Annotated in this window: 5 protein-coding genes; 4 read left to right on the top strand and 1 reads right to left on the bottom strand. The window is 25.9% G+C overall.

The window, feature by feature from the left end:
* The first annotated feature begins 1,817 nt into the window (after window positions 1–1,817).
* The 4 genes from QZU75_RS10865 (at window position 1,818) to QZU75_RS10850 (ending at window position 9,121) form a co-directional block, all read left to right on the top strand.
* Window positions 1,818–1,985: a hypothetical protein gene (locus QZU75_RS10865; RefSeq protein WP_296883709.1), complete on the top strand. Its 168-nt coding sequence runs from the start codon at window positions 1,818–1,820 to the stop codon at window positions 1,983–1,985.
* 193 nt (window positions 1,986–2,178) lie between these two features.
* Complete coding sequence (locus tag QZU75_RS10860) at window positions 2,179–3,696, top strand: MFS transporter (protein ID WP_296883708.1); 1,518 nt, start codon at window positions 2,179–2,181, stop codon at window positions 3,694–3,696.
* A gap of 580 nt (window positions 3,697–4,276) precedes the next feature.
* Complete coding sequence (locus tag QZU75_RS10855) at window positions 4,277–5,536, top strand: exodeoxyribonuclease III (protein WP_296883706.1); 1,260 nt, start codon at window positions 4,277–4,279, stop codon at window positions 5,534–5,536.
* A 30-nt stretch (window positions 5,537–5,566) separates the two neighbouring features.
* The gene (locus QZU75_RS10850; RefSeq protein ID WP_296883704.1) at window positions 5,567–9,121 is read left to right on the top strand and encodes a hypothetical protein; all 3,555 of its coding nucleotides are present in this window, start codon (window positions 5,567–5,569) and stop codon (window positions 9,119–9,121) included.
* Here QZU75_RS10850 and QZU75_RS10845 read toward each other — a convergent pair.
* On the bottom strand, window positions 9,118–12,741 hold the full coding sequence (locus tag QZU75_RS10845; RefSeq protein ID WP_296883702.1) for a hypothetical protein: 3,624 nt from the start codon (window positions 12,739–12,741) through the stop codon (window positions 9,118–9,120). The two genes, QZU75_RS10850 and QZU75_RS10845, sit on opposite strands and share 4 nt — an antisense overlap.
* Window positions 12,742–12,977 lie beyond the last annotated feature (236 nt).

The following is a 12,977-nucleotide window of genomic DNA, read 5'->3' as shown; positions in this document are numbered from 1 at the left end:
TTCGAATGTAAGTGCTTACTATCATCTTAAAATGTAAAAATAACCATGTAAATAAGTTCAAATAAAAAAATAAGCTTTTTTTTAAATATTTGGGTTGGATAAAGTAGAGTTTCTCAACAAAAATGAAACAGTTAAATTCATGAGGATATTATAAATGTAAAATATTAGGGGATTATATGAAAACTCATGTGATAGTTGTATAACTTTTGTTCTCTTAACACTACTTTTTTTAGAATCTATTGTTATTAGATATTTTCATCTATAATTGGAGCTGGTGAAAATACAAATCTTGAGCATGTACTATAATCACAGCCACAACTTGAACCAAATAATGACACAAATGTAACTACTTGAGCATTATTGGAAAAGTTGTATGATAAGATGCTTAAATTATTATAAACTTGATGACAAGCAATTATTGTTATGTGAATAGTATTGAAAATTCCTACTACTTTTTATTTCACTACTGAAAATAGTGTTTTTTAATTTTGTTCGTATAGTGTCGAACAAATTTCACTAAAAGTAGTAGATAATTTAAAGTGCGTTATGCCAACTCAACATGAAGCTAGTTAAAAAGAACCAAAAGTTGCATAATTCGATGTTGTAAAAGAGGTTAGTGGACTAGTTATATTGACATGAAAACTAGGTCACTGTAATTATTTTTTATTTTTAGATTTAATTTTCACTGTAAACTATATATTTGATGTTTTTATCACGACAATTTTACAAAGTAACTTCAACAAACTTTAAATTGGATATTAAAGAATATATGTGTAGTTAAAAGGCCTTCAATAAAAATGGGGGTGAATAGATATGATGTTCATTATTTTTAACAGGTATTTATTTGCTAATTGTAATGGTTTTTCCTACAACTGTTATGGTGTTCCATCATTTCATCTTCTGGAGGTGAGAACATGGAGTTAATTCTCTTCACAATTGGAACTTATAGTTTTAATCTTATTTCAATAATTAAAGCTATTTGGTATTTCAATAATATTTGAAGATAATTCTCTTAGTTTCACCTCTATTTTAGGCGATTAGATATAAATCAAAAATTATCAATGATGGTCATTTGAAAATTATGTTATATTTTCGTGAAGGCTTTTTCCCTTGAGATGCCCACTATTTAATCGTCAATTTTAAAAAATAATTAAGTTTATATATAACATTCCATAAATTATTACACAAGAGAGTTACTTTTAGTAATCCTCTATGAGATGAAATGGATTTAATGTCTGTGGGAATATTGTGGAGTTTTCTCTGCAATAAGACATTAAATTGAACTATTTTTTTAATATAATCATGATTTTAATATTGTTATGTAAACGCTAACATGAAGCTACTCTAAAAGTTATCTGGTATTGAAATATTATTCTAACTTGCTGATTTCGTTTTTATTTCTAAAAATTATGTAAAATTCACTAATTTTGTTGAAATTAGTATTTAATTAAGAATTGACTTAAAACACATTTATTCAAATATTTTAAATAATTATTCATGAAAAGAAAAAGTAGCTATTAATTATATATAACTTAAAAATTAAATCATTAATTAATTAAAATTATTTTGGAGAGTTGTTATATGAAAACTCATGTGATAGTTGTATAACTTTTGTTCTCTCTACACTACTTTTTTTTAGAATTCATGATAATTAAATATTCATCTAAATGGGAGAAACTGGAGCTAGTGGAAATACAAATCCTGAACATCTACTATAATCACTGACATAACCTGAACCAACTAATGATACAAGTTAACTACTTGAGTATTATTGGAAAAGTTGAGGGTAAGATGCTGAAATTATTTATAAACAATTGATGACAAGCAATTATTGGTATGCCAACAGCAACATGAAGCTGGTCAAAAGGGACCAGAAGTTACATAATCCAAATTCGCCTCTGCTGATTGGGGATGTTAAATGGGGCGATGTTGTAAATGAAGTTAATGAACCATGCTATATTGATGCTCAAACTAGATTGATGTAGTTTTTAGTTAGACCTTTGATATTTGATGTTCATAGAATGCATTTGAAAATCAATTTTACAGAATTGTGGTGTTCTTGCTGTATTATGTAAAAATTCCATCCAAAAATTTAATCGTTGGGAAATCAAATATACTTATGTTCATGTTTAAAAGAGCATGTAAAAATATTTTTTAAAATTAGGAGGATTAATAAATATGAATGAAAAGGCTAACGAGAGTTCTTGGTTTCCGTTAATAGTTGTGGCTTGTGCTTCCTTTATTATAGTGTTGGACTCTTTCTTCATGAATGTTAGCATTTCTCGAATTGTTGTTGATTTGAATGCTGATGTTAGTACTATTCAAATGATTGTGTCGTTTTGTACTCTTATCACTGCTGCGTTGATACTGTTCAGTACCAAACTTCAGGACATAGTTGGTAAAAAGAAACTGTTTGTAATTGGTGCTGCACTTTTTGGTATAGGAATATTTGCTGCAGTATTAAGTTCAAGTGTTACAATGTTTTTTGTCGGATGGGCAGCGATTAAAGGTGTTGCTGCGGCATTAATGCTGCCTGCCATAGTTTCAATAATAAGCGGAATATATTCCGGCAGAAAGCGTACAATTGCTTTGGCAACTCTCGGGGTAATGGCAGGACTTGCAGATATTTTAGCTCCGCTCCTTGGTGGGCTTATTACAACTTTTTTCAGCTGGAGATACACTTTCGCATTTGAATTAATATTCATTTTATTTATTTTAGTAATGCAAAATAAAATACCTGATTTTAAGCCTACTGAATCTAAAAGCGATCTTGATATTATTGGTGCTATACTTTCCGGTATATGTCTTCTTTTGCTTGTGCTTGGTATTTTGACTCTGACTAAGGATGTTGCTACCAGCATAATTGAGATAATTTTGGGATTGATAGTCTTAGCAATCTTTATATGGTTTGAACTCAAAAGAAAAAGGTCAGGCAAGGTGCCATTGCTTGATGTTGAATTATTTAGAGACAAAAATTTGCGTATAGGTACATCTATTAAGTTATTATATAATATTGTAATATCAGGAACATTTTTTGTAATGGTTCTGTTTTTCCAAAGTGTATTGCAGTTAAATCCATTCGATACTGGTTTGGCTTCACTTCCATTTGTTATGGCTTTGTTTATTTTTTCATTGACCGCTCCAAAACTAATAGGAAAACTGAATCACAAGACACTCATGGCAATAGGATGTATAATATCTATTGTAGGATGTCTGATTTTAAGTTATCAATTTAAATTAAATGTAAACATGCTGGATTTAATTCCGGGGCAGTTTTTACTTGGGACAGGTATTGGTTTTATGATGGCTTTAGCAGCGGATGTTGCATTATTCGATGTTCCTGCTGAAGGCCAAAATAATGCATCTGGTATTATTACAACTGGTGAGACATTAGGTTCCTCATTGGGTACAGCAATCATTGGAATAATTCTAATTCTTGGAGTTATGGGCGGTATTAGTACTGCAGTCGATACCTATGCGCCTGATTATTCAGGAGATGAACAATTCCATCAGGAGGTTTATGACTACTTCCAAAAATTAGACACTATAGAGGGACAAGACAGTATTGTTGTAGATACTGCAGATATAATTATCCAGAATGCAATGGCATCTGTAATGTATGGATTAGCCATCGTGTTAGCAGCTATGTTAATTATAACGCTGCGGATAAAAAATAAAAATATTAAAAAACAATGAGAGACAATCTCTCATTTGCCTTTTTTTTTAAAATGGTTTGAGTGTTGGCAGAAATTATTTAGTTTTGATTTATTTTGTTTGCATGATATAGAATAAATTTTACTAAAAGTAGTAGATAATTTGAAGTGTGTTACGCCAACAGCAACATGAAGCTGGTCAAAAAGAATCAAAAGTTGCATAATCCTGATTCACCCTTGCTTATTGGGGAAGTTAATGATGGTGATGTTGTAAAAGAGGTTATGGAACCTAGCTATATTGAAACTTATGAAAAAGTCGTACCACTTACATGTACTTTTCAATCAACTTTGTTATAAAATTTTATCTGAACTGGTTATTTAATTTTTTGGAAAAATGTTCACGAGAGTTAATTTGAATAGTTATTTAATAATTGTTACAATTAGTTATTCGATATAATAAAAATTAAGGATTATATTGAACATGACAAATGCTGTAATGAAAATAAAATAAAAAACCTAAAATCATTAAGTTGGTGGGTATGTGTTAATGATAATTTCACATTAATTATAAATTTATCAACTAACATAAGTTATTAACAACATATTATAACTGAGTGGTTTCAATGAAAATTATATCCTGGAATGTCAATGGAATAAAATCTGCATATCAAAGTGGGGATTTACAAGAACTTGTTAAAAATGAAAACCCTGATATTTTATGTATTCAAGAAATTAAAACTGTTGAAGTTCCTACTCTTGATGGGTATGTACTTTATAGTTTTCCATGTTCTAAAAGATCAAATGTGTATGGTACAGCTATTTATTCAAAATTAGAACCTCTTTCTGTTAATAAAGGAATTGATGATGAAGAGTTTGATTCAGAAGGAAGAGTAATTAATTTGGAATTTGAAAGCTTTAACTTGTATGATGTTTATGTTCCGTCAGGTGCTAAGGATAAAGAACATCTTAATCGTAAATATAGGTTCTATGATGAATTCACAAAACTTTTTAAGAAATCTAAAAAGCCGGTTATTGTCTGCGGTGACTTCAATAGAATAGCTACAGAAATTGATGCTAAAAGACCGGAACTTATGAAAAACAAATCCGGATTCATGCCTGAAGAACAAGAATGGTTTAGGGAAATTTTAAATGATTATGTTGATGCTTTCCGTGAATTCCATTCTGAAGGAGATAATTACTCTTGGTGGGCAAATAAAAAATTAAGGGCTGAAAATAAAGGTTTAAGATTAGATTACTTCTTAGTTTCTAAATCTATCAAGAAAACTCTTAATGATTCATACATATTAAAAGATCAATCAGGTTCTGATCATGTGCCAATTGTTTTAGATTTAAATTACTGTCAAGTATGCGGCACTTTGAATAAACAAGGTAATGAGTTCTGTGATTCCTGTGGAATTAAATTATCAATAGATAATGATGAAGAAGAAGATGCTCGTGATGATAAATTGGAAATTCCTAAAGATAAAATAATATTATTAGATTTAAATTATACATTAATAGCTAACTCAAAAGAAATTTGGAATTATCCACTTGAGAAGAAAATCAAATCACAAAAGTATGAATTGGATTTAATCGAATTAATTAAAGACAATTATGTTATTCTAATTACTGCCAGCCCATATAAACGTTCTCATAAAATTTTAAGAGACATTAAAGAGAAAACCGGTTTTGAACCTGACGAATCCTACTGGAACTTTGGAGGCCAGCCTCCACAAGTCAAAAAATACTGGATGGAAAACGAAGTCATACCACAACATGGTGATGATGCGGATAAATATTTAGCTATTGAATCTAATCCTAATACAAGAAGAATGTATAAGAAATTAGGTATCGAAGCAAGACCTAAAGGAGATTTTATTTAAAATAATAATAGTGGGGAATTAGACATAAAAATGAGAATTAAAGCTAATCATATAACACAATGGGCAAGGGAAAGAGATTGTCAAGGAAGTTTACCATTATTAATAAAAAAATTAATCTTAGCTTCTTCTAAAAACATAACAAAATGTGATTTCCCATCTGAAGATCAAGTATATTTAACTGGATTCGATGGAATTATCGGAAATAATGATGAAACTCTTTTTGTTCCTAAAGGTCTATCTGCTTGGGAAATGGGATGTAATAAAGAATGGAGACCAAAAGCAAATGAGGACTATAGAAACAGAACAAATGACCCTTTGGGGATAAATCAAGAAACTACAACATATATTCAAGTAAGTCCACAATTAATAGAAAGAGAAGATATTGAAAAATGGGAAAAATATAGAATTAGACAAAAAATTTGGAAAAATGTAAAATTATATGGAGCTCTAGAATTAGAAACCTGGATTAATGAAACTCCATCTGTTGAAAGATGGTTTGCAGAAAAAATAGGATTTCCAAATAAAGGTGTTGAAACTTTAGAACGATGGTGGAGTAAATGGTGTCAATTAGATGAGGATTTAAAAATATCTCCAGAACTTGTTTTGACAGATAAAAATGTTGAAATAAATGAATTAGTTAAACAGTTACGGAATAATAAAAAAATCATGGTTTATTCAAATAATATTGAAGAATCAGTTGCTTTTTTATATGCTGTGATATCCACATTGCCTGAAAGAGATTTATTTTTATCAAAAACTTTAGTTATTAACGATGAGGATAGTATGGAGTTTTACTCTCAAAAAGATAATCTTATTTTAATTCCCACTTATGATAATTATGAGTATTACAATGATGCTGATAACATAATTTATATCCACAGTTATTCAAAGAGTAAGAGTAAAATTATATTAACTGATCCTAATAAATATCATTTCATTGAAAATTTAGAAAAAATGGGTCTTCCACGTGCAGACGCTAAAAAATATGCTAGAGATTCTGGAAAAAATTTAACTACTCTTAGGACTCTTTTTAATCCGGAAATACAGCCTCCATGGGTTAGAAAAGAAAATATAAGATTATTAATTACATTATTCTTTACTCAATTTAATGATGAAAATAATATATATGACAAAAAGATTATTGAAGAGATATATGGGGAAGAATATGAAAAATTTCTACAAGATATATTAATACTTGCAAATGAAGAAAACTCCCCTATCTTTAAAAATAAAAATAAATGCTATCTAAAATCTCCTAAAAACATTTTATTTATTATTGGTAAGTATATTAACAGTTATGATTTAGATAAGATTGGAAAGATACTCAATAAAATATTTAAAAAATCTAATCGGACACTAAAAGAAAAAAAATATTGTAGATGTTCGGGTAAGTTAAAAGAAGGTATTTTAAAAGCATTAATTTTAATTTCAGTTTTTGGTGAAGATTCAAATATGAATCATATTTCTCCTGAAAATTGGGTTGATAATTTAATTTATAATTTATTTGAAGGGGAGTCAGAAGAATTTTGGAATAATAATTATGTTTATTTAAAATTAATAGCTGAAGCATCACCAACTATCTTTTTGGAAACCATCGAAGAAAAATTGGGAAATAATGAAGACTATTTATTAAATCATCTGCATTATTTATTGTCTGCATTGAAAATTTTAGCATTAAATCCATTTTTCTTCAGAAACATAATTGATATTCATTTAGATTTATTGAATAAATCGGATAATAAAGAAATCCTTAAATTTTTAAATGAAATATTCATACCTTGGTATATTAATACATACACTTCATTTAATGCTAGATTAAATATATTGGATTATATTTTAGATAAAAATTTAATAATAGGTTGGGAGATTTTAGAATATTTATTATCTCGAGAATCTACTTTTTTATTTATAAATAATGAACCTTATTGGAGAATATTCTATGAAAAAGAATTTATAATTACCCAAAAAGATTTATTGGACTTTTATTATGAAGTTAGGATGAGATTATTAGAACATATCGGATTTGACAATGATAAATGGGCTTTTTCATTAAATTATTATACTGAATGCAATGATGAAGAATTTAATGAGAAACTAATTGAAAGATTATATGAATATATCAAGATTGAACCGGAAAATATTGTTCTATGGAATATTTTAAGGGAAAATATTGCAAAACTTAGAGGGTTCCCGAAAAATAATGATTTAATTAAAGTAGTTCCACTAGAGGATGCATATTATAAAATTACCCCAAAAAAATTAATTCAAAGATATAAATATTTATTTGATGATGATTGGCCAGATGTTTTAGATTCAACATTTGATCAACGAGATGATGAAATAAATCATAAACGAAAAGATGCAATTAATTATATATTCAAAATGAAAGGTTTTGACGGAATTAAAGAGTTAATAATTAATGTAAAGTATCCAAGAATTATTGGAAGTTATATGTATAATAAAAATATTGATGATGAAGTTTTTAATGTTATTAATGAAAATAAAAAAATAAATGAATTTGCTTCGCAATATATCTTTAAAAAATCTATATTTTATGAAAACTGGCCAAATCAAATTATAAAACGAATGATTGATGAAAAATTTGATAATGGCAAAATTTTATTAATATTAACTTCATTTAAAGCTAATTGTAATATTTGGAGAAAGTTAAAGTTATTTGGGGAAGATATTCAAAAAGAGTATTGGATACAATTTAAATATTTTAATTATTGTCAGACCCATAATGAATGTAAATATTATTTAAGAAAACTTTTAGAACATTCTTCACCACAGGTGATTTTCGAATTCCTTTATAGAAATAAAACAGAATTTGACACAAATCTAATTGGAGATGTTCTACTTAAATTAAACATTGATGATGATTATATTAAGTATAATGCACAGATGTGCACATCATTATTAAAAACATTACATGACTGTAATTATGATGCTGAAAAATTGATTGCACTAGAATTTAAATTATCCCCTAGTTTTAGATTTAATAAAATTCCTTATAGATTAAAAATTCATGAAAAAATGTCAAAAAATCCAAAATTTATTTGTAATTTAATTAAAGCTAGGGAAAGTGCTGATTTAAAATTAAAATATCATTATATTTACATTTTTGAAAATTGGGCTATTATTCCAGGAACAAAAATGAATGAACAAATTGATTACGACTTTTTACAAAATTGGTTCCATGATTGCCTGAAACTTATTGAGAAAAAAGATGAAATCAACTATTTTTATTCAAAATTGGGAATGGTGTTAAGTAAATCTAATGAAGATAATGGGGTTTGGCCAAAAAAGGAAGTTTGTAGATTCATTGATGAATTTAATAATCCAAAGATAAATAGTTCCTTTAAATCTTCAATAATAATGAAATATTCCACATATTACAAAAGTCTTGATGATGGCGGTAGGCGTGAAAAGGATATATCTAATAAGTACAATGAATACGCAGAAAAAATAGTGGGGGATTATCCAATTACTGCAAAAATATTATTTGAAGTATCAAAAAAATTTGAAAATGATGCAAAACATGAAAAATTCGAATCAGACAATTTAGATTATGAATATGATTAATTTAATAAATTGAATTCATATTCTAGATCTGCTTTTGTATCAGCAATTAATTTATTTATGTAACTTTTATGCTCAAAATAATCTAAATTATCATTAAATTCTTCTAGCATAGTTTTAATTTCATTATAAAATTCAATCTTACTTTCATCAAACATAGCTTTAATAACCATTTCAGACTTGTATGATGGATTGACCAGGTGTTTAAATGTTTCAACATCACTATTATGATTTAGGAATTCTTTTAAATAATTAATAAATTCATTTTTATAATTTATTTTAATAATTTCAAAGATTACTTTAATCATTTTCAAATCATCAAAATTATTATTAATGAAATAATTTATAAATTCTTTTTCTTTATTATTTTTTGCTGAAAATAATGAATTTACATAATCTAAATAGAAATATTCGCATTTTTCCACAATAAATTTAATTAAATTTTCAATGTAACAAAAATCATAATCTAATTCCCAAACAAAATCTATTTTATTTATATCTACATAGAAATCAGTTATATGATTCATATGCCAATTAAAAAATTCTTTTATAAAATCTTTATTCATTTTACATAATGTTTTTAATTCAGAATTTTCAGAATCATAATATTCTGCTTCTAAACAAGTTAAATAAAATGTTTTAAGCAATTCAAAATTGTCATCAAAGTATATATAATTATCTTCACAGAAATCAAATAATAAAATTCTTTCTATTTCATCAAATTTTTTGAGAACTATTTCGATTAAATATTGGATAATATTTTTTGCATTGGTTTCTAAATTAGATTGAATAAAGTAATCATTGTATTTATAATATTCATTAATATGGTGTAGATTAATTCTAGTTAATTCTAAGGTTATAAAATCAATGAAATTTGTGAATACGGTTTTTGAAATATATTTTTTGGGAATTAATTCAAAGAAATAATATTTGATTAAAGTTTTATTTTGATAATTACTAGTTATTATAATATCATAAAAATCTAAACTATCCATATTATCAAAAACAGATTCTATAAACTGATATCTATTTATTAAATCTAAATTATTTGTTAAATAATAAGAAAATGCATCTAAAAATAGTTTAAAATCTTTTTCAATTAATATTTCAAAGAATAAGTTACAGTATACAATAGAAGAAGAATTATATTCAGTGATTTCTTTCATTAAATTTAAAATATTAATAACATCAATTTCTCCAGATACATTTTCACGTATCTCTTTGCGAATTTCTTCTATTTTGCGCCTATCAAATCTATGTAATGCGTCTGAATAAATTTTAACATTATTCACTATTTGATTATTTATAAAATCAAAATGATGTTCAAGATTGATTTTATTTTTATTAATCTCCTCTAAATACAAATAACATAATCTATTTGCATCATATTTTTCAAAATTTAGAGTTTTAAAGAAATTGTAAATTTGTTCTTCTTCATTTAAAAAAATTGTCTCATGATCTTTAGAAATATTTCTGATATAAGTTTCAAAGATATCTTGAACTTCAAATTGATAAGAGCTATATAATGAAAGCATTAGAGTCAATATTCTTGATCTTAAGTCCATTAATGATTTTGTACTTGATAATGAAAAATTAATTATATTAGATTCCCCTAAATAATTTTTAAATTCATAATGCCTAAATCTAAATAAATTCTCTTCGGATAATAAAAATAAAAATAGTCTATTTACAATCATCCTTTCTTTAGGATTAAACGAATCCTTTTCCGCAAAATCTAGAAATTCGTTTTGCAATCTAAAATTGTTTTCAACACCTGATAATGTGAATGAATATGATTCTTTAAGAATATGTAAAATCTCATTTAATAACGAAGGTTTTTTGATTAAAATCTTTAAGGTTAATTGCAAGGCCGCTACATAATATTTCGTATGGAATAATAAAGATAAAAGAGAAATCTTAGGTGAAACTCTGAAAATATGTTTAGATTTGGGTAATTCAAATTCATTGAAATCAAATTCTTCACTATCCTCATTTTCAATCCATTTTTTTAGAAATACAATAATATCTTCTGAGTAACATAAATAAAATATTTTATAAACGCCTATCAATTGGTTTTCCTCTAAATTTTTAATTGATGCATCTATTTGATTTTTAATACTTTTAATAGAGTTAAATCCAAAAATAGTTAATGTATCATAGATATTTTTTTGAAATTGTGTGCTGTATAATGGAAGAAACTCAATAATTATATCTTTCAATTTTAATAATTCTTCATCAATGAATACGGAATAGAACATGTATATTGATAAAAGGCCATCAGATAGGGAAATTGTTTCATCTTTGTATTTTATTAATTTTTTACGAGCTAGTTCATCTATAAATTCTTTTTGAGATATTATATTGAAGTTACATAAATTATTTAAATCATTTATAAAATTGGAGTTATTAAAAGTAATGTTATTAAATAAAGATAGAAGTCCCAATAATATTTTATTTTCATGAGTTAAATTATATAATTCTAAATCCTTGATGTAAATTTTATAAATTTCATGATAACTTTCAAGAAATTTGAGGTTGTTATTCATTATAGAATTTATTACCATTATACAAATACCCACATTTCCTTTAGAGATATGTAAAATATTATCGATTGCAGAGTATTTAATGTGAATTTCCTGTTTTTTAGTTGCTTCAATTATATTGCGCATATAATTATTTGGAATGGGTTTCAATTGAATATCTGTTATGTTATCAAACTCATACAATTGATTATTCAATGCAGATATATATTGTTTATTCAATGTGAATAAAAACTTTACTTTATTTTGCCCTATATATCGTATCTCCTCAATGATATTCGATAAATTTTCAGAAGTTGCTTTATAATCATCAAAAATAATCAAATTTGGTTTATCATATGCTAAAACTTTTTTTATATTAGAAATTAAGTTATATGGCATTCTTGTTAGGATTAAAACATTGTACTCATTATTATACATTTTTGCTATTTCTAATGACAATCTTGTTTTACCTGAGAGAGGACTTCCAAAAATGGAGATGAATTCATGATTTTTAACTTTATTTAGGATATCATCAAAATTATCAAGTTTTACAAATGTATTTTTTAAATCAGGTTTTAATTTGTTTCTTTTTAATTCAATGAATGAATTAATATTGTATATTCCCTCAAATTCTCTGTCAAAATATTCATACTTTAAAATTCTATTTTCTGGTTTTGATAAATCTTGTTCTATAACACTTGGAACTTTCCATATTATCTCCATATCGTGTTTTTTAGCTTCATTTTCTATATCTTCAATAACATTAGTTTTGGTTTTATATTTCTCACTGCTTTGACCAAATTCTGGAAAAACATAAAATACTATTTTAGTCAATCCATATGTCTTTTTAGCATCATCAATAGTATTTATAAAATCTGAAGCATGTTTTGATGGTGATGAATCATAAAACTTTGTTTGAAATCCAATTATATCATTTTCAGTTTTAATAGGTTCAGTTTCTATGAATTTTTGATTTTTATATCTAAAAATCCCTTGACCATTATTGAATTCATTGCAAAATAAATGGTAAGTTAAATCTTCAAAAGCGTCTTGTGTTTTGCCATGAAATTTGGCCTTAAATTCATCCCAATTAATTATCATAATATATCTAGTTATTAATTTGTTCTTAATTTAAAATAAATTTTTAGGATATTTCTATTCTTTTAAATGATTTGTTTATTTGAATTTTTTCTAAAAATATGAATCAACTTTATGTAATCTCAATTCTATATTGCAAATCGACTCTTTCAAAAACTTTGTTGATTTAAAATTTTTTGATGAAAATTAGTTGTGAATTTTTAATTTTATCTAAAAATAGTTAAATTTAATAAATAGGT

The sequence above is a fragment of the uncultured Methanobrevibacter sp. genome, assembly GCF_902764455.1.
Taxonomy (GTDB): Archaea; Methanobacteriota; Methanobacteria; order Methanobacteriales; family Methanobacteriaceae; genus Methanocatella.
This window is presented reverse-complemented; position numbering and strand designations above follow the sequence as displayed.

Bases quoted from the DNA above. Each gene is read 5' to 3' on its own strand.
- QZU75_RS10845 (WP_296883702.1), bottom strand. From the start codon at position 12,741: ATGATAATTAATTGGGATGAATTTAAGGCCAAATTTCATGGCAAAACA.
- QZU75_RS10865 (WP_296883709.1), top strand. From the start codon at position 1,818: ATGACAAGCAATTATTGGTATGCCAACAGCAACATGAAGCTGGTCAAA.
- QZU75_RS10855 (WP_296883706.1), top strand. From the start codon at position 4,277: ATGAAAATTATATCCTGGAATGTCAATGGAATAAAATCTGCATATCAA.
- QZU75_RS10850 (WP_296883704.1), top strand. From the start codon at position 5,567: ATGAGAATTAAAGCTAATCATATAACACAATGGGCAAGGGAAAGAGAT.
- QZU75_RS10860 (WP_296883708.1), top strand. From the start codon at position 2,179: ATGAATGAAAAGGCTAACGAGAGTTCTTGGTTTCCGTTAATAGTTGTG.